Annotated in this window: 16 protein-coding genes; 11 read left to right on the top strand and 5 right to left on the bottom strand. The window is 69.0% G+C overall.

Annotated elements, in window-relative coordinates; translation table 11 throughout:
* Positions 1-34 precede the first annotated feature (34 nt).
* From sufD to ACFTWF_RS02210, 3 genes are all read right to left on the bottom strand, one after another.
* On the bottom strand, positions 35-1,264 hold the full coding sequence (sufD, locus tag ACFTWF_RS02220; RefSeq protein WP_378459633.1) for a Fe-S cluster assembly protein SufD: 1,230 nt from the start codon (positions 1,262-1,264) through the stop codon (positions 35-37).
* A complete protein-coding gene (gene sufB, locus ACFTWF_RS02215; RefSeq protein WP_378459632.1) occupies positions 1,264-2,724 on the bottom strand; it encodes a Fe-S cluster assembly protein SufB in 1,461 nt (486 codons plus the stop codon). The genes sufD and sufB overlap by 1 nt, the downstream gene beginning before the upstream one ends.
* 93 nt (positions 2,725-2,817) lie before the next feature.
* Positions 2,818-3,567: a helix-turn-helix transcriptional regulator gene (locus tag ACFTWF_RS02210; RefSeq protein WP_378459631.1), complete on the bottom strand. Its 750-nt coding sequence runs from the start codon at positions 3,565-3,567 to the stop codon at positions 2,818-2,820.
* 132 nt (positions 3,568-3,699) lie between these two features.
* Here ACFTWF_RS02210 and mptB point away from each other — a divergent pair, with 132 nt between their 5' ends.
* The 5 genes from mptB (at position 3,700) to ACFTWF_RS02185 (ending at position 9,697) form a co-directional block, all read left to right on the top strand.
* The gene (gene mptB / locus ACFTWF_RS02205) at positions 3,700-5,484 is read left to right on the top strand and encodes a polyprenol phosphomannose-dependent alpha 1,6 mannosyltransferase MptB (RefSeq protein WP_378459630.1); all 1,785 of its coding nucleotides are present in this window, start codon (positions 3,700-3,702) and stop codon (positions 5,482-5,484) included.
* A 6-nt stretch (positions 5,485-5,490) separates the two neighbouring features.
* A complete protein-coding gene (locus ACFTWF_RS02200) occupies positions 5,491-6,435 on the top strand; it encodes an ABC transporter ATP-binding protein (protein ID WP_378459629.1) in 945 nt (314 codons plus the stop codon).
* Positions 6,432-7,232: an ABC transporter permease gene (locus ACFTWF_RS02195; RefSeq protein ID WP_185729485.1), complete on the top strand. Its 801-nt coding sequence runs from the start codon at positions 6,432-6,434 to the stop codon at positions 7,230-7,232. Before ACFTWF_RS02200 ends, ACFTWF_RS02195 begins: the two co-directional genes overlap by 4 nt.
* A complete protein-coding gene (locus tag ACFTWF_RS02190) occupies positions 7,229-8,665 on the top strand; it encodes a hypothetical protein (protein ID WP_378459628.1) in 1,437 nt (478 codons plus the stop codon). The genes ACFTWF_RS02195 and ACFTWF_RS02190 overlap by 4 nt, the downstream gene beginning before the upstream one ends.
* A gap of 69 nt (positions 8,666-8,734) precedes the next feature.
* Positions 8,735-9,697 (top strand): heme A synthase, encoded by a 963-nt coding sequence (locus tag ACFTWF_RS02185; RefSeq protein ID WP_378459627.1) that lies wholly within the window; start codon positions 8,735-8,737, stop codon positions 9,695-9,697.
* Here the strand turns inward: ACFTWF_RS02185 and ACFTWF_RS02180 are convergent.
* The gene (locus ACFTWF_RS02180; protein WP_378459626.1) at positions 9,694-10,059 is read right to left on the bottom strand and encodes a hypothetical protein; all 366 of its coding nucleotides are present in this window, start codon (positions 10,057-10,059) and stop codon (positions 9,694-9,696) included. The two genes, ACFTWF_RS02185 and ACFTWF_RS02180, sit on opposite strands and share 4 nt — an antisense overlap.
* 80 nt (positions 10,060-10,139) lie before the next feature.
* Between ACFTWF_RS02180 and ACFTWF_RS02175 the strand changes: the two genes are divergently transcribed.
* Positions 10,140-11,105 carry a quinone oxidoreductase family protein gene (locus ACFTWF_RS02175; RefSeq protein WP_378459625.1) on the top strand — a complete coding sequence of 322 codons (966 nt, stop codon included), beginning with the start codon at positions 10,140-10,142 and terminating at the stop codon, positions 11,103-11,105.
* 10 nt (positions 11,106-11,115) lie between these two features.
* Here the strand turns inward: ACFTWF_RS02175 and ACFTWF_RS02170 are convergent, their stop codons facing one another.
* Complete coding sequence (locus ACFTWF_RS02170) at positions 11,116-12,099, bottom strand: heme o synthase (RefSeq protein ID WP_378459624.1); 984 nt, start codon at positions 12,097-12,099, stop codon at positions 11,116-11,118.
* A gap of 216 nt (positions 12,100-12,315) precedes the next feature.
* On the opposite strand from ACFTWF_RS02170, the gene tkt reads away from it, so the two are divergent.
* The 5 genes from tkt to pgl are packed head-to-tail and all read left to right on the top strand — an operon-like array spanning position 12,316 to position 18,751.
* Positions 12,316-14,424, top strand: coding sequence for a transketolase (gene tkt / locus ACFTWF_RS02165; protein WP_378459623.1), 2,109 nt, complete (start codon positions 12,316-12,318; stop codon positions 14,422-14,424).
* Positions 14,425-14,430: 6 nt separating this feature from the next.
* Positions 14,431-15,555 carry a transaldolase gene (gene tal, locus ACFTWF_RS02160; protein ID WP_378459622.1) on the top strand — a complete coding sequence of 375 codons (1,125 nt, stop codon included), beginning with the start codon at positions 14,431-14,433 and terminating at the stop codon, positions 15,553-15,555.
* Between the two features lie 3 nt (positions 15,556-15,558).
* A complete protein-coding gene (gene zwf / locus ACFTWF_RS02155) occupies positions 15,559-17,103 on the top strand; it encodes a glucose-6-phosphate dehydrogenase (RefSeq protein ID WP_378459621.1) in 1,545 nt (514 codons plus the stop codon).
* Positions 17,104-18,015 (top strand): glucose-6-phosphate dehydrogenase assembly protein OpcA, encoded by a 912-nt coding sequence (opcA, locus tag ACFTWF_RS02150; protein WP_185729476.1) that lies wholly within the window; start codon positions 17,104-17,106, stop codon positions 18,013-18,015.
* Entirely contained in the window at positions 18,008-18,751 is a 744-nt protein-coding gene (pgl, locus tag ACFTWF_RS02145; RefSeq protein ID WP_378459620.1) for a 6-phosphogluconolactonase, read from the top strand. Before opcA ends, pgl begins: the two co-directional genes overlap by 8 nt.
* Positions 18,752-18,760: the final 9 nt, after the last annotated feature.

Raw genomic sequence — 18,760 nt, 5'->3', positions numbered from 1 at the left:
GAAGAAATGGGAAGTAGTGGTCCGGCGGCGCGCGTCAGACGCCGACTGCGGCGAGTTCGGCCTCGACGGCAGCCTCGAGGCGCTCGCGGATCTCGGCGACGGCGATCTTGTTGATGATCTCGTGGAAGAACCCGCGCACGACGAGTCGCCGCGCCGCGTCCTCGGGGATTCCGCGGGCGCGCAGGTAGAACAGCTGCTCGTCGTCGAATCGTCCCGTGGCGCTGGCGTGGCCGGCACCCACGATCTCACCGGTCTCGATCTCGAGGTTCGGAACCGAATCCGCGCGTGCGCCGTCCGTGAGGACGAGGTTGCGGTTCAGCTCGAACGTGTCGGTGCCCTCGGCGGCCGCGCGGATCAGCACGTCGCCGATCCAGACGGTGTGGGCGTCGGGTTTGCCGGACTCCGGATCACCCTGCAGGGCGCCCTTGTAGACCACGTTGGACTTGCAGTGCGGCTGCGAGTGATCCACCAGCAGACGCTGCTCGAAATGCTGACCCGCGTCGGCGAAGTAGAGGCCGAGCAGTTCCGCGTCGCCGCCGGGGCCGTCGTACTTGACGGTCGCCGACAGACGGACGAGGTCGCCGCCGAGGCTGACCGCGTTGTGCCGCAGGACCGCGTCGCGGCCCAGCCGCGCGTGGTGGGACGCGACGTGCACGGTGTCGTCGGCCCAGTCCTGGACGGCGACCACGGTGAGGTGAGCGCTGTCGCCGAGGACGAACTCGACGTTCTCCGCGAACGTGCCGCTGCCGCGCTGGTCGAGAACGACGGTTGCCTTCGCGAACTCCCCGAGGCGGATCTGCAGGTGCCCGAAGGCCACCTTGCCCTCGCCCGGTCCCGTGACGGTGATGTTGATCGTCTCGGCGACCTCGACCTCACGGCCGACGGTGACGACGGTGGCCGTCTCGAATCCCGAGTAGGCCTGGGCGGCGACGCGGTCGGCGGGAACGCCGGCCTTGCCGAGCCGGTCGTCGTCCCGTCCGACGGTCTCGACCTGGACGGTGTCCGGGCCCGCGACGTCCACGGTGACCGTGCCGTTCGCGACGGCGGTTCCGTCGTGCAGGCCGCGGAGACGGCGCAGCGGCGTGAACCGCCACACCTCGTCCCGGCCCCCGGGGATCTCGAAGGCCTTGACGTCGAACGACGTGAAGACCTCACCCTTGTTGGCGATCGGCGAACCGGTGGCGGTCCGCGCCATCCGCGGATTCTCGCCCGCGACGGCTCCCGTCACTCCGAGATTCTGGACACCAGTTTCTGGCGTGGTCACTAACCCACCGCCCCTTCCATCTGCAGTTCGATCAGGCGGTTCAATTCGAGGGCGTACTCCATCGGGAGTTCCTTGGCGATCGGCTCGACGAAGCCGCGCACGACCGTGGCCATGGCCTCGTCCTCGGTGAGCCCGCGGCTCATCAGGTAGAACAGCTGGTCGTCGCTCACCTTCGAGACTGTGGCCTCGTGACCCATGGTCACGTCGTCCTCGCGGATGTCGACGTACGGGTAGGTGTCGGAGCGGCTGATCTGATCGACCAGCAGGGCGTCACACTTGACGGTCGACTTGGAACCGTGGGCTCCCTTGTTGACCTGCACCAGTCCGCGGTAGGACGCGCGGCCGCCACCACGGGCCACCGACTTGCTGATGATCGTCGACGACGTGTGCGGCGCGAGGTGCAGCATCTTGGCGCCGGTGTCCTGGTGCTGGCCCTCGCCGGCGAACGCCACGGAGAGCACCTCGCCGCGGGCGTGCTCGCCCATCATCCAGACGGCCGGGTACTTCATGGTGACCTTGGAACCGATGTTGCCGTCGATCCACTCCATGGATCCGCCCGCCTCGACCTTGGTGCGCTTGGTGACCAGGTTGTAGACGTTGTTCGACCAGTTCTGGATGGTCGTGTAGCGGCAGTGGCCGCCCTTCTTCACGATGATCTCGACCACCGCGGAGTGCAGGGAGTCCGACTTGTAGATCGGCGCCGTGCAGCCCTCGACGTAGTGCACCGAGGCGCCCTCGTCGACGATGATCAGGGTCCGCTCGAACTGGCCCATGTTCTCCGTGTTGATCCGGAAGTAGGCCTGCAGCGGGATGTCGACGTGCACGCCCGGCGGGACGTAGATGAACGAACCACCCGACCACACCGCGGTGTTCAGTGCGGAGAACTTGTTGTCGCCGGCGGGGATGACGGTGCCGAAGTACTCCTGGAACAGCTCGGGGTGCTGCTTCAGCCCGGTGTCGGTGTCGAGGAAGATGACGCCCTGCGACTCGAGGTCCTCACGGATCGAGTGGTAGACCACCTCGGACTCGTACTGCGCGGCGACACCCGCGACGAGGCGCTGCTTCTCGGCCTCGGGGATGCCCAGCTTGTCGTACGTGTTCTTGATGTCCTCGGGCAGGTCTTCCCAGCTCTCGGCCTGCTTCTCGCTCGAGCGCACGAAGTACTTGATGTTGTCGAAGTCGATGCCTTCGAGGTTGGAACCCCAGTTCGGCATCGGCTTCTTGTCGAACGTCTTCAGCGCGCGCAGCCGGATGTCGAGCATCCAGTCCGGTTCGCTCTTCTTCGCCGAGATGTCGCGCACGACGTCTTCGGACAGACCGCGCTGTGCACTGGCACCGGCCTCGTCGGAATCGGACCAGCCGTACCCGTAATGCCCGAGTGACGCGATGGTCTCTTCCTGCGTGAGCGGCTCGGCGTTTGCCGACGCAGTGGATGTCACCTGGTCTGATGTGACGGTCATGCGAGCTCCTTCCGGAGTCTTGTTACGAGACCGGCGAGGGCTGGTCGCCGGTGGAAAACAGGTTGCTGACTAGGAGAACTATGGAAAGTGGTGCTACTGGGGACCGGACGGTGGAACGAGTGGAACGTGGGTCGTACAGGCGCAGTCACCGTTCGCGATGGTCGCGAGCCGTTGGACGTGAGTGCCGAGCAACTGGGCGAACGCTGCCTGCTCGGCTTCGCACAGTTCCGGGAACTCCTCGGCCACGTGCGAGACCGGGCAGTGATGCTGGCAGATCTGGACGCCGTTGCCGACCGGACGCGTCGACGCGGCGAAACCGGCGGTGGTGAACGCATCGGCGATGGCGTCCGCCGTGGTTTCGAGACCCTCGGCGCTCTGATCGGCGGCGGGCGTCACGTCTCCGACGATCGCCTGGACCCGCCGGCGGGCGAATTCGGTGATCGCGGAATCTCCCCCGACCTCCCGGAGTTGACGCATCGCGGCGCCCGCGAGGTCGTCGTAGGCGTGACCGAGCCGGCCGCGGCCCTTGGCGGTGATCTGGAAGTGCTTCGCGGGTCGCCCCCGTCCGCGGTGACGCACGGCGACGGAGGACGCCTCGCGCGCCTCACCGGACTCGAGCAGTGCGTCGAGGTGCCGCCGGACACCGGCGGCGCTCAGACCGAGCCGGGTGCCGATTTCCGATGCCGTGATGGGCCCCTCTTCGAGGAGGAGCTTCACGACGGCGGCGCGTGTGTGCCCTTCGTGTCCGACGGCAACGGGTGACGCGGTTGCGACGGGCGCCGCGGAGGAAGGCGCGTGAGCTGCGCTTTCCTTGCCTGCACGTGGTGTCGTATCCGTTTTCACAACACCAGTGTGACGGAATTCCGATCGAAGGTCTACTAAGGGTGCCCTGCCTTACACCTGTGATTATGTCCCGGCCGCGCCCGGGAATAACGGCGGAACCGGCCGTGGCCGCCGCACCGCTACGCTGCCTGTGTGCCGCAGACCCCCGAGAACCCGGAGCCGACCCGCGCGGAGCCGACCTTCACGGCTCGCGCCGCTCTCCGACATCCGGCCGAACTCGTTCGCCGGGCTCTGGGCATCGACGGACGGTCGCCGCGCCCCTCGGTGGCGGCGGCGCTGCACGGCGAGGAGGCGGAGACCGCCGGACTGAACCCGCAGGAGACGGCCCAACTGCGCGGGATCCGCCGATTCGGTGCGACCGGTGCCGTCCTCATGGCGGTGGGTGCGCTCGGTGCCGGCGCGCAGCCCGTGCTCCAGAACCCCGTGCAGGGGCTCCGCGTCATCGGCCTTCCCGCCCGGATCCCGAGCGTCGCCCTGACCCTGACCATGACCGGCACCGTGATGATCGTCCTCGCGTGGCTCCTCCTCGGGCGGTTCGCGATCGGAAGCCTGCACTCGGGGGCGGTGCGCCGCCTCAACCGGTCCCAGCTCGACCGCACGCTGCTGCTGTGGATCATCCCGCTGTCCGTCGCCCCGCCGATGTTCAGCAAGGACGTCTACTCGTACCTCGCCCAGAGTGAGATCGCGGCACGCGGTCTCGACCCCTACGCCATCGGCCCCGCGGGCGCCCTCGGAGTCGACCACGTCCTGACCCGGACCGTGCCGACCATCTGGCGGGACACCCCCGCACCGTACGGCCCGCTGTTCCTCTGGATGGGACGCGGAATCAGCTGGCTGACCGGCGAGAACATCGTCGCCGGGATCTTCCTGCACCGGTTGCTCGCCCTCGCCGGTGTGGCCATGATCGTGTGGGCGCTCCCCCGGCTGGCACGGCGCTGCGGCGTCGCCGAGGTCAGCGCGCTCTGGCTGGGCGCGGCCAACCCCCTGCTGCTCTTCCACCTGGTCGCCGGCATCCACAACGAGGCCCTCATGCTCGGCCTCATGCTCGCCGGCATGGAACTGGCCCTGCGGGCGATCGAACGCTCCGACCCGATCCGCGGACAATCCCTCCTCCTCCTGCTGTCGGGGGCGGCGCTCATCACGCTCTCGTCGACGATCAAGATCCCGTCACTACTCGCGCTGGGTTTCGTCGGGATGGCGCTGGCGCGGCGCTGGGGTGGGACAGCGAAAGCGGTCCTCACCGCCGCCGCACTGCTCGGCGGAGTGGCCCTGGCCGTCACCCTCGTCATCAGCACGTCCAGCGGGCTCGGCATCGGCTGGGTCCACACCCTGGGCACCGCGAACGCCGTCCGCAGCTGGATGTCGATCCCCACGCTCCTCGGCCTGGGCACCGGCCTCGCCGGTGTCCTGCTCGGTCTCGGCGACCACACGACGGCGGTGCTGAGCCTGACCCGGCCTATCGCGGCAGTCGCTGCGGCGTTCATCACACTGCGGATGCTCGTTGCGACTCTGGTCGGACGCATCCACGCGGTCGGCGCGCTCGGACTCTCCCTCGGCGCGGTCGTCCTGCTCTTTCCCGTCGTGCAGCCCTGGTATCTGCTGTGGGCCGTCCTCCCGCTCGCGGCGTGGGCGACCGCACCCGCCTTCCGCGTCCCCGCCATCGTCTTCTCGTCGATCGTGAGCGTCATCCTGATGCCGAACGGCGGCGAGTACCAGCCGTTCGTCATCGTGCAGGCCGCCATCGCCACCATCTTCACCGCCGGAACGCTCATCGTGATCACCCGGAACCGGCTCCCGTGGCGGGTCGGTTCGGGACACCCGGCGACCACACCGGAGCCCCGGGATGCGGCGCCGGGCGACGCCGGTACCGAAAGCCGGGGCACCGGCCGGGTCACACCCGGCCAGGGCTTACGCTGATTCCCCGTGACCTCGCGAACGCCCGGATCGGCGCAACCTGCTGTACGCCTGGAAGGTGTGGTGAAAACCTTCGACGGTGTTCGGGCCGTCGACGGACTCGATCTCACCGTCGAGCCGGCACAGGTCGTGGCGTTGCTCGGGCCCAACGGTGCAGGCAAGACCACCACCGTCGAAATGTGTGAGGGATTCGTCCGCCCGGACAGCGGCACCGTCCGCGTCCTCGGACTCGACCCCGTCGAGCATGCCGGGGCCGTCCGCGCCCGGATCGGCGTGATGCTGCAGGGCGGCGGCGCCTACCCCGGTTCGCGCGCCGGCGAGATGCTCGACCTCGTCGCCGCGTACTCCGCCGACCCCCTCGACCCCGACTGGTTGCTGCGCAGCCTCGGCCTCGAAGAGTCCCGTCGCACCCCGTACCGCCGGCTGTCCGGCGGCCAGCAGCAGCGCCTGTCCCTGGCGTGCGCGCTCGTCGGCCGCCCGGAACTGGTGTTCCTCGACGAACCCACCGCCGGGCTCGACGCCCAGGCCCGGTTGCTGGTGTGGGAACTGATCGACGCGCTGCGCCGCGACGGTGTCAGCGTCCTGCTGACGACGCACCTGATGGACGAGGCCGAGGAACTCGCGGACCGGCTCGTCATCATCGACCACGGCTCGATCGTCGCGTCGGGCACCCCCGCCGAGGTCACCAGCCGGGGCGCGGAAGGCCAGCTGCGGCTCACCGCGCCCGCCGGCCTCGACACCGAACCCCTCGCGAGAACACTTCCCGACGGCTTCCGGGTGGCCGAGTCCGGGCCCGGCACCTACCTCGTCGAGGGCCCGATCGACCCGAAGGTGGTGGCTTCGGTCGCGTCGTGGTGCGCCGATCTGGATGCCCTGATCAGCGACATCCGGGTCGACCAGCGCAGCCTCGAGGACGTCTTCCTCGAACTCACCGGCCGGGAACTGAGGGGATGACGATGAGCACCAGTGACCGTCTGACGGAGAATCGTTTCGCCCCGGGCACGTTCGCACCCGATCCCCGCCCGAGCGGTGCGTCGGTGATGTTGCGGGCGCAGACCGCGCTCGAACTGAAACTGCTCCTGCGCAACGGGGAACAGCTGCTGCTGACCATGTTCATCCCGATCACCCTGCTGGTCGGTCTGTGTCTGCTCCCGATCGGTGACCTCGGCACGTCGCGGGTGGACAAGGTGGTCCCCGCCGTGATGATGGTGGCGGTGATGTCCACGGCGTTCACCGGCCAGGCGATCGCCGTCGGTTTCGACCGCAGGTACGGCGCACTCAAGCGACTCGGTGCGACTCCCCTGCCGACGTGGGGAATCATCGCCGGGAAGAGCGCCGCCGTCGTCATCGTCGTCGCATTGCAATCGGTTCTCCTGGGTTCGATCGGACTGGCGCTCGGCTGGCGGCCGAGTGCGTGGGGACTCGTTCTCGGCGCCGTGATCATCGCGCTGGGCACCGTCACGTTCGCGGCGATGGGACTGCTGCTCGGTGGCACCCTCCGCGCCGAGATCGTCCTCGCCCTCGCCAACATCCTGTGGTTCGTCATGGTCGGTGTGGGCAGTGTGGTGTTCGCCACCGGTGACCTGCCGTGGCTCCTGCACACCGGTGCGCGGCTGATCCCGTCCGGAGCGCTCGCGCATGCGCTCGACGCGGCACTGTCGGGGTCGGTGGACCTGCTCAGCGTCGTCGTCCTCGTCGTGTGGGGTGCGGTGGCCGGGGTCCTGGCGGCGAAGATGTTCCGATTCACGTGATCCGCCGCGCCAGCGCCCGCGCCGCCGGGACCGTTCTCATCGTCCTGCTGGCCCTGCTCGGTGGCGGGACGCTGCCCGCGAACGCCGCCCCACAGTGGGGATCGCCGGCGTCCCCGAATCCCTACCTCGGACCGGCGGGCACGTCCACGATGCACGGCGACGCCGGGTCCACCGACGTGACCCCGTTGCCCGGCCCCGGCACCGGTCCGTCGACCCTGTCCGCGTATCCGCTGGTATCGGCGTGCCCCACGCTGCTACAGGGATCCGACCGGCTCGTCGTCGCACTGTGCACGTCCGTCGCGGGTCAGGTCCCCACCGTGCACCTGATCGATCCCACGGCGCCGGCGGCCCCGTTCGGGCACTCGCTCACCACGTTCGCACTCGCGAAGGGCAGCCTCCTGGGTGGCGTGTACGCGTTCCTCGACAACGACAACCGGCTGGTCGTGGTGGACGGTAACCGTCAGCTGCTGCGCCTCGGACACTCGCAGGACCCCGACGGGCGCTGGCGGATCACCGTCGACTCGCACGTCGACCTCTCCGGCAGCGTGCCGGCCGGCGACAACGTGACGGGTCTGACACCCGACTGGCAGGGCAACGTCTGGTTCGGCACCGGCGGCGGCGTCGTCGGAGCCGTGGACCGGGCAGGAGTCGCGCACGCACTGCCCCTCGCGGCCGGCGAGGAGATCCAGAACAGCATCTCCACCTCCCCGTCCGGCACCGCCGTCGCCACGACCCACGCCCTGTATCAGTTCACGCTCCGCGACGACGAGATCCACGTCGACTGGCGGCGCGACTACGACCGCGGCCCCGACCGCAAGCCGGGGCAACTCAGCCACGGCACCGGGTCCACACCCACGTACTTCGGGCCGTCGACGGGCAGCGACTTCGTCGCGATCGTCGACAACGCCGACCCGCAGGTGAATCTGCGGGTGTTCCGCGCCGACTCGGGTGCCGAGATCTGCACCCTCCCCGTGCTCGGCAACCCGGGCGGCAGCGAGAACTCGCCGATCGGTATCGGCAACTCGGTGTATGTGGCCGGGACGTACGGCTACCCGTACCCCGCCGTTCCGGACGGCGCGGGCCCGGCGGTTCCGGCGAACGCCCCGTTCACCGGCGGCATGACCCGCGTCGACATCGACCCGATCGGCTGCCACCAGGTGTGGAGCAACGACGTCCGCAGCGCGGCGGTACCGCACCTCTCGACCGGCGACGGTCTTCTCTACACCGTGATCCGTTCGGGGTTCGACGTCACGACACCCCTGGACGGCTTCTCGTTCGCGGTGATCGATCCGGCGGACGGCTCCGTCGAACACACCAGCCCACTCCCCGGCACCGCGGTCAACGACACCCTCCAGATGTCCGGGCTCGTCACCGACACCGGGGACTTCTGGCAGGGCACGGTGACTGGCATCCTGCGCATTCGCGGCGAGTAGCACGGGATCGCGCGCGGCGCCACCGGCCCAACGACACGCTGTAGTTGACGGCCCTCTACCATCGACGTCGTGCTGTATCGCGGGTTTCTGAGCCTGGTAGACCGTCTCCCCCTTCCGTCGCTGACCGTGCAGCGTGTCATCGCGTTCGCGGTGATCCTCACGCAGGGCGGCATCGCCGTCACCGGAGCCGTCGTCCGGGTGACGGCATCCGGCCTCGGCTGCCCCACCTGGCCGCAATGCTTCCCCGGCAGCTTCGTCCCGGTGGGGCACGGGGAAGTCGCCGTCGTCCACCAGGCGGTCGAATTCGGCAACCGCATGCTCACGTTCGTCGTCGTCGTGGCCGCGGCCCTCATCGTTCTCGCGGTCACCCGCGCGCGCCGGCGGAAGGAAGTTCTCGTCTATGCCTGGATGATGCCCCTCGGGACCGTCGTGCAGGCCGTCATCGGCGGCGTCACCGTGCTCACCGGACTGCTGTGGTGGACGGTCGCGGTGCATCTGCTCGCGTCCATGGCGATGGTGTGGTTGGCGACGGTCATGTACGCGAAGATCTGCGAACCCGACGACGCCCCCGCAGTCGACGTGATCCCCGCCCCGCTTCGCTGGCTCACCGCGCTGTCGGCGGTCGCGCTGGCCGGGGTACTGGCGGCCGGAACGCTGGTGACGGGCGCCGGGCCGCACGCGGGAGACAAGAGTCTCGACCGCGTTGTTCCCCGGCTCGAGGTCGAAATCGTCACGCTCGTGCACCTGCACGCGCAACTGTTGGTCGGCTATCTGGCCCTGTTGGTCGGCCTGTGCTTCGGCCTGTACGCCGTCGGCGCCGCCCGCGCCGTGAAGGTGCGCATCCAGGTCCTGCTGGTTCTGGTGGTGGCGCAGGCGCTGATCGGGCTGGTCCAGTTCTTCACGGACGTGCCCGCGGTCCTCGTGGCCTTCCATGTGGCGGGCGCGGGGTTGTGCACCGCGGCCACCGCGGCGGTGTGGGCTGCGGGACGCACTCGCGAGTACGTGACGCAGCCCGACACCGCGAGCGTCTAGCGCTCGTTGCGGGCCTTCGGGAAACGCGTCTGCCGCGCAACCCAGCCGGCCATCTTCTGGAAGTGACCCTGCCGGGGCGTGACGATGCTGGTGAGCGCGCGGTCCCACTCCGAGACGGTGACGTCGTCGAACGACGCGACGACGGCGTTCGCGGTGGCCAGATCGTCGACAACCTGGTCGCCGAGGATGCCGTCGGCCCCGACGAGCGTGATCCGGACGCCCGCGAGTCCGATCGGCTGGAGGACGGCACTGGCCGAACCGCCGTGGTCGGCCACGAACTTCTTGATCGCGTCGACGGTGTGCGACGGCAGCGAGGGCGCCGGGCTGGAGGGCGCCTGTTCCGCGTGGGTGTCGGTACTCATGGCCCCGAGAATACTGGGCGGTAGACACGTCGTGTCCGCCAGGCTCGGTAGCGCGACCCTCGCCGTGTAGAACTGAAACCATGCGCGCCATACAGGTTTCCCGTCTCGGTGGTCCCGACGTCCTCGAACCGGTGGAGATTCCCGAACCCGAGATCGGGGCGACGGACCTTCTCGTTCGCACCGACGCGATCGGCATCAACTTCATCGACACGTATTTCCGGACCGGGCTGTATCCCCGGCCACTGCCCTACGTTCCCGGAGACGAGGGGTCCGGGGTGGTGGAGGCCGTCGGCAGCGAGGTCACCGGGGTCGCCGCCGGCGACCGGGTGGCCTGGTGCTCGGCGCCGGGCAGCTACGCCGAGAAGGTGGCCGTTCCGGCATCGGCCGCGATCGCCGTCCCCGATTCGGTGCCCGCTCCGCAGGCCGCGTCCGCGCTGCTGCAGGGCATGACCGCCCACTACCTGGCCCGCTCGACGTACCCGATCCAGCCCGGCGACACCGTGCTGGTGCACGCCGGTGCGGGTGGAGTGGGGCTACTGCTCACGCAGATGGCGACCGCGCTCGGCGCGCAGGTGATCAGCACCGTGTCCTCCGACGCCAAGGAACAGCTGTCGCGCGACGCGGGCGCTGGGGAGGTGCTGCGGTACGACGACGACATCGCCGCCCGGGTCCGGGAACTGACGGACGGGGAGGGCGTCGCCGCCGCCTATGACGGCGTCGGTGCGTCGACGTTCGAGGCCAGTCTCGCGTCGGTGCGGATCCGCGGAACGGTGGCGCTGTTCGGTGCGGCGAGCGGCCCGGTTCCGCCGTTCGATCCGCAGCGGCTGAACCCGGCGGGCTCACTGTTCCTCACCCGACCCACCCTCGCTCACCACATCCGCAACCGCGAGGAACTGACGTGGCGTGCCGGAGACGTCTTCTCCGCGCTGGCGGACGGTTCACTGACGGTCCGGGTGGGAGCGGAGTACCCCTTGGGCCGTGCGGCGGACGCGCACCGCGACCTGGAGGCACGCGCGACGACCGGGTCGATCGTTCTGGTGCCCTGAGGCAGGAACGTCAGCTCAGGAGGCTGCCGACGGTCTGCAGGCCGAGGACGGAGTCGACGGCGAGACCGACGAACACGATGGCCAGGTAGTTGTTGGACTGCAGGAACAGGCGGAGTGGCTTCACAGCTGCTCCGCCGCGCACGCTGCGGTACAGCTGATGGGCCATGAGCAGGAACCAGGCGCCGGCGACGAGCGTCACCGCGGCGTACACCACTCCGGCGGCCGGAACGAGCGCGAGTGACGTGATCACCATCGCCCAGCTGTACAGCAGGATCTGCTTGGTGACGTGCTCCTCGGTGGCGATCACCGGCAGCATCGGAACACCCGCCGCCTTGTAGTCCTCCTTGTAGCGCATCGCGAGAGCCCACGTGTGCGGCGGCGTCCAGAAGAAGATGACCAGGAACAGCACGATGGGCTGCCAGCTCAGCGAACCGGTCACCGCGGACCAGCCGACCATCACGGGCATGCAGCCCGCGGCACCGCCCCAGACGACGTTCTGCCAGGTCCGGCGTTTGAGCACCATCGTGTAGATCAGAACGTAGAACGCGATGGTGAGGACGACCAGGAACCCGGCGAGCAGGTTGGCCCGCCACCACAGCCAGAGGAACGACGCGATGCCGAGCGTCATGCCGAACACGAACGCGTGGGAGGTGGGCACCGCGTCGCGGGCCAGCGGGCGGCGCGCCGTGCGTTTCATGACCTTGTCGATGTCGGCGTCGACGACACAGTTGAGGGAGTTCGCGCTCGCCGCGCCCATCCAGCCACCGAACAGCGTGCTGAGGATCAGCAGGATGTCGACGTTGCCGCGGTCCGCCAGCAGCATCGCGGGGATCGTCGCGACCAGGAGCAGCTCGATCACCCGCGGCTTGGTCAACGCGATGTAGGCCAGGACCTTGCCCGTGACGCGACCCAGCACCGTTTTGGTGTCGGTCGCGCGGGGGGCGGGGCTGGGGCTGCCGAAGCCGTGTCCGCTCGGCTGATGCCCTGTCCGCACGTTCTCTCCTCGCACCACGCGTAATTCCTGATCCGAATGCCGGTGCCTGCTTCGGAAGTCCTTCGTGACGACCGGCCGTCTACTACAAACGATGGTAGACCGCCGTAATGCGCGAACCGAATCGACCCGGATACGACCGCACACTAGGCTGGAGTCGCACAAGAGGCCCACGCATCCTCAGGCTCCACGTTCACCCATGTCAGGAGACTTCTGCCCGTGTCGATCACAGACGACATCCACGTCCTCACGCAACCGGTTCATCCCGCCGACTGGACCGAACTGGACACCAAGGCCGTCGACACCATCCGCGTGCTCGCCGCCGACGCGGTGCAGAAGGTGGGCAACGGCCACCCCGGCACGGCCATGAGCCTCGCCCCCCTTGCCTACACGCTCTTCCAGCGGGTCATGCGCCACGACCCCACCGACGCAGACTGGATCGGCCGCGACCGCTTCGTGCTGTCGTGCGGGCACTCCAGCCTCACCCTGTACATCCAGCTCTACCTCGCCGGCTACGGCCTCGAACTCGAGGACCTCGAGTCGCTGCGCACGTGGGGTTCGAAGACCCCCGGCCACCCCGAGCACGGCCACACCCGCGGCGTCGAGATCACGACCGGTCCCCTCGGACAGGGACTGGCCTCCGCCGTCGGCATGGCCATGGCCGCCCGCCGTGAGCGCGGCCTCTTCGACCCCGAGCCCGCGCTCGGCGACAGCCCGTTCGATCACCACATCTACGTCATCGCGTCCGACGGCGACATCGAGGAAGGCGTCACCTCCGAGGCCTCCTCGATCGCCGGCGTCCAGCAGCTCGGCAACCTGACGCTGATCTACGACGACAACAAGATCTCCATCGAGGACGACACCGCCATCGCGCTGTCCGAGGACACCGCCGCCCGCTACGAGGCGTACGGCTGGCACGTGCAGGTCGTCGAGGGTGGCGAGAACGTCGTCGCCATCGAGGAGGCCCTGAACAAGGCCCGCGAGGTCACCGACAAGCCGTCGATGATCCTGCTCCGCACGATCATCGGCTACCCGGCCCCGAACAAGATGAACACGGGCGCAGCGCACGGCGCCGCCCTGGGTGCCGACGAGGTCGCCGCGGTGAAGACGGCGCTCGGCTTCGATCCGGACAAGACGTTCGAGGTCGCCGACGACGTCATCGCACACACCCGCAAGGTCGTCGAGCGCGGTGCGCAGGCGCACAAGGAGTGGCAGGCCCAGTACGACGAGTGGACGCAGCGCGCCCCCGAGGGCAAGAAGCTCCTCGACCGCCTGATCGGACGCGACCTGCCCGCCGGCTGGGCCGATGTCCTGCCGACCTGGGAGCCCGACGCGAAGGGCCTCGCCACCAGGAAGGCGTCCGCCGCCGTCCTGAACGCCGTCGGACCGGTTCTCCCCGAGCTGTGGGGCGGCTCCGCCGACCTCGCCGAGAGCAACAACACCACCATCAAGGGCGCCGACTCGTTCGGTCCCGCGTCCATTTCCACCAGCATGTGGAACGCGGAGCCCTACGGACGCACCCTGCACTTCGGTGTCCGCGAACACGCGATGGGCTCCATCCTCAACGGCATCGCCCTGCACGGACCGACCCGCCCCTACGGCGGCACCTTCCTCGTCTTCAGCGACTACATGCGACCCGCCGTCCGGTTGGCCGCGATCATGAAGACGGCGGTCACCTACGTCTGGACGCACGACTCCATCGGCCTCGGTGAGGACGGTCCCACCCACCAGCCGATCGAACACCTCGCCGCGCTGCGCGCCATCCCCGGCCTGTACGTCGTGCGGCCCGGTGACGCCAACGAGACCGCGCACGCCTGGCGTGCCGTCCTCGAGAAGGGCTCCGACGAGGCCACCCGGGCCCCCGCCGGTCTCGCGCTGACCCGTCAGGACCTGCCGGTTCTCGAGGGCACCAGCTACGAGGGTGTGTCCCGCGGCGGTTACGTCCTCGCCGACGCGTCCACCGGGGCGCCGGAGGTGGTGCTCATCGGCACCGGATCCGAGCTGCAGCTCGCCGTCGCCGCCCGCGAGGCCCTCGAGGCGGACGGCATCCCCACGCGCGTCGTGTCCATGCCCTGCGTCGAGTGGTTCGACGCCCAGGACCAGGCGTACCGCGACGGCGTGCTTCCCCCGACGGTCAAGGCCCGGGTCGCCGTCGAGGCCGGCGTCTCCATGCCCTGGTACCGCTTCGTCGGCGACGCCGGCGAGATCATCTCCATCGAGCACTTCGGCGCGTCTGCCGACTACAAGACCCTGTTCCGCGAGTTCGGCTTCACCGCCGAGGCCGTCACCGCAGCCGCACAGCGCTCACTCGCACGCGTGAAGGGATAGAACGCCATGACTCAGAACCCCAACCTGCAGAAGCTCTCCGAGGCCGGCGTCTCGGTCTGGCTCGACGACCTCTCCCGGGACCGCATCGAGTCCGGCAACCTCGCCGACCTCGTGGCCACCAAGTCCGTCGTGGGTGTCACCACCAACCCGTCGATCTTCCAGGCGGCGCTCAGCAAGGGCCACGTCTACGACGCGCAGGTCCGTGAGCTCGCCGAGCGCGGCGCCGACGTCGAGGCCACCATCCGCACGGTGACCACCGACGACGTCCGGGCCGCCTGCGACGTGCTCGCACCGCAGTTCGAGGCGAGCCACGGCGTCGACGGCCGCGTCTCCATCGAGGTCGATCCGCGCCTCGCGCACGACGCCGACAAGACCGTCGCGCAGGCCGTCGAGCTGTGGAAGATCGTCGACCGGCCCAACCTGTTCATCAAGATCCCGGCCACCGAGGCCGGCATCCCGGCCATCGCGAAGGTGCTCGGTGAGGGCATCAGCGTCAACGTCACGCTGATCTTCTCCGTGCAGCGCTACGAACTGGTCATGGGTGCGTACCTGGGCGGCCTCGAGGCCGCCCAGGCCGCCGGTCACGACCTGTCCCGCATCCATTCGGTCGCGTCGTTCTTCGTCTCCCGCGTCGACACCGAAATCGACAAGCGGCTCGACAAGATCGGCACGCCGGACGCTCTCGCGCTGCGCGGCAAGGCGGGCCTCGCCAACGCCCGCCTCGCGTACGCCGCGTACCAGCAGATCTTCGAGGTGCAGCCGCGGTTCCAGGGTCTGCTGTCCGATGGAGCGCGCCCGCAGCGCGCACTGTGGGCGTCGACCGGAGTCAAGAACCCCGACTACCCCGACACCCTGTACGTCACCGAACTGGTCGCACCCAACACGGTGAACACGATGCCGGAGAAGACCCTCGACGCCGTCGCCGATCACGGCGACATCCACGGCGACGCGGTGTCCGGCACCGCCGTCGCGTCGCAGGAGGTGTTCGACCAGCTGACCGCCGTCGGCATCGACCTCCCCGACGTGTTCGCCGTCCTCGAGACCGAGGGCGTCGACAAGTTCGAGGTGTCCTGGAACGAGCTCCTGGAGGCCACCGCGGAGCAGCTCCGCGCAGCAGGGCAGAAGAGCTGATACGTGAGCGAGCCCGCAGCGTCGGACGATTGGGTCAATCCACTCCGCGACAGTAGGGACAAGCGCCTACCGCGCATCGCCGGGCCGTGTGCCCTGGTGATCTTCGGTGTCACCGGCGACCTGGCCCGGCGCAAGTTGATGCCCGCCATCTACGATCTCGCCAATCGTGGTCTTCTGCCGCCCGGGTTCGCTCTCGTCGGGTTCGCCCGCAGGGACTGGTCCGACGAGGACTTCGGCAAGATCGTCCACGATGCGGTGCGCGACCATTCCCGGACGCCGTTCCGGGAGGACGTCTGGGAACGGCTGTCGGAGGGACTGCGTTTCGTCCAGGGCAGCTTCGACGACCCCGCGGCGTTCCAGGAACTCGCCTCGACCCTCGGGACGCTCGAACGCGAACGCGGGACCGGCGGCAATCACGGGTTCTACCTCGCGATTCCGCCGGACGCGTTCCCGGTGGTCCTGAAGCAGCTGTCCGAGGCGGGCCTCGCGCAGTCGAACGATCACCAGTGGCGCCGGGTGGTCATCGAGAAGCCCTTCGGCCACGACCTCGCGAGTGCGCGTGAGCTCAACGCGGTCGTGAACGAGGTCTTCCCCGAGGACACCGTCTTCCGGATCGACCACTACCTCGGCAAGGAAACCGTCCAGAACATCCTGGCGTTGCGCTTCGCCAATCAGTTGTTCGACCCGATCTGGAACGCCCACTACGTGGATCACGTCCAGATCACCATGGCCGAGGACATCGGTCTCGGTGGCCGGGCCGGCTACTACGACGGCATCGGTGCGGCGCGCGACGTCATCCAGAACCACCTGCTGCAACTCCTCGCGTTCACCGCGATGGAGGAGCCGATCAGCTTCGAACCGTCCGAATTGCAGGCGGAGAAGATCAAGGTGCTCTCCGCCACCAAGCTCGCGCAGCCGCTCGACGAGACCACCGCACGCGGCCAGTACGCGGGCGGCTGGCAGGGCGGGACCCGCGTGGTCGGCCTGCTGGAGGAGGAGGGCTTCTCGAAGGACTCCACCACCGAGACGTTCGCGGCCATCACCCTCGAGGTCGACACCCGCCGCTGGGCGGGTGTGCCGTTCTACCTCCGCACCGGGAAACGACTCGGCCGCCGGGTCACCGAGATCGCCGTGATCTTCAAGCGCGCACCGCACCTGCCGTTCGATCAGACGATGACCGAGGAACTGGGCCAGAACGCCCTCGTCATCCGGGTACAGCCGGACGAGGGTGTGACCATGCGATTCGGGTCCAAGGTCCCGGGATCGAGCATGGAAGTCCGCGACGTCAACATGGACTTCAGCTACGGTCAGGCGTTCACGGAGTCGTCCCCCGAGGCGTACGAACGCCTCATCCTCGACATGCTTCTGGGTGAGCCCTCCCTGTTTCCCGTCAACGCCGAGGTCGAATTGTCGTGGGAGATCCTCGATCCGGCGCTCGACGCCTGGGCAGCGGACGGCAAGCCGGAACCGTACGAGGCCGGCACGTGGGGTCCGCCGTCCGCAGACGAAATGATGCAGCGCACCGGTCGCGAATGGAGAAGGCCGTAGATGATCATCGACATCCCCTCGACCACCACCGGCCAGGTCAACAAGAAGCTGGTCGAACTCCGGAAGACCGGCGGGGCGGTGACGCTCGGACGGGTACTCACCCTGGTGGTGTGCACCCGGGACAGCGAGAATTCCGAGGACATCATCGATGCCGCCAACGAGGCGAGCCGGGAGCATCCCTGCCGGGTCATCGTCGTCGCCCGCGGCTCCCGCGATGCGGAACCCCGGCTGGACGCCCAGATCCGGGTCGGCGGTGACGCCGGTGCGTCGGAGGTCGTGGTGCTCCGCCTCTTCGGCGAACTCGCCGACCACGAGAGCAGCGTCGTGGTGCCGTTCCTCCTCCCCGACACTCCCGTCGTCGTGTGGTGGCCGGAGACCGCACCCGCGGTCCCGGCGAAGGATCCCGTCGGCAAGCTCGCGATCCGGCGCATCACCGACGCCACGGACCGTGAGGATCCCGCCGCCGAGATCAAGAGCCGCCTCGCGTCCTACACGTCCGGTGACACGGATCTGGCGTGGAGCCGCATCACCTACTGGCGGGGGCTCATCACGTCCGCGGTCGATCAGCCGCCGCACTCGCGCATCGAATCGGCGGTCGTGTCCGGGCTCGTGGACGAACCCGCCGTCGACATGATCGCCGGATGGCTCGCCGGGCGCCTCGATGCGCCCGTCACCCGGCGGGCCGGCAAGTTGTTCGTGACATTGAACTTCGCCGACGGGGGCTCGCTGACCATCAGCCGCCCGCAGACCGGCACCACCGCGACACTGTCCCGGACCGGTAAACCGGAGGCGCTGGTGGCCCTGGGCAGGCGGGAGACCCGGGACTGCCTGGCCGAAGAACTACGCAGACTCGACCCCGACGAGGCCTACGAGGCCGCACTCGCCGGGCTGACGAAGGTGACGTATGAGTGACATCCACGTAGAAGTTCACCCCGACACCGACACGCTGGTGACGAAGGCCGCGGAACGGTTCGTCGACACCGTGGTCGCCGCGCAGAAGGAACGCGGTTCGGCGTCGGTGGTCCTCACCGGCGGCGGAACCGGCATCGGGCTGCTCGAGAAGGTCCGGGTGAACCCGGGCGACATCGACTGGCGCGCGATCGACATCTTCTGGGGGGACGAACGCTTCCTCCCGGCCGGCGATCCGGAACGCAACGACGTGCAAGCGCGGGCCGCACTGCTCGACCACGTCGACGTCGACCCCGCACGGGTGCACACCATGCCCGTCGCGGACGGGATCTACGAGAACGATCCGGAGGCGGCTGCCGTCGCGTACGCGCAGGTGCTCGGGGCGCACGCCGGCGACAAGCAGGTCCCGGTGTTCGACGTGCACCTGCTCGGTATGGGCGGCGAGGGACACGTCAACTCGCTGTTCCCCGACACCGACGCGGTCCGCGAGGAGCATCTGTTCGTCGTCGCGGTGACGGACTCCCCGAAGCCGCCGCCGGTGCGCGTCACGCTGACCTTGCCCGCGGTCCGGCACGCCGACGAGGTGTGGCTCGTCGTGTCCGGCGAGGCGAAGGCCGAGGCCGTGGCCGCGGCGGTCGCGGGCGCTCCCCCGGTCGAGATCCCGGCCTCCGGGGCCCGTGGTCTCTCGGCCACCCGGTGGCTGCTGGACACCTCGGCCGCGTCCCTCCTGCCGAACTGACGCACTCAA

Source organism: Rhodococcus sp. NPDC056960, assembly GCF_042674125.1.
In the GTDB taxonomy this organism is placed as follows: domain Bacteria; phylum Actinomycetota; class Actinomycetes; order Mycobacteriales; family Mycobacteriaceae; genus Rhodococcus_F.
Note: the sequence above shows the minus strand (reverse complement) of the source record. Positions and strands in the feature narration are given on the sequence as shown.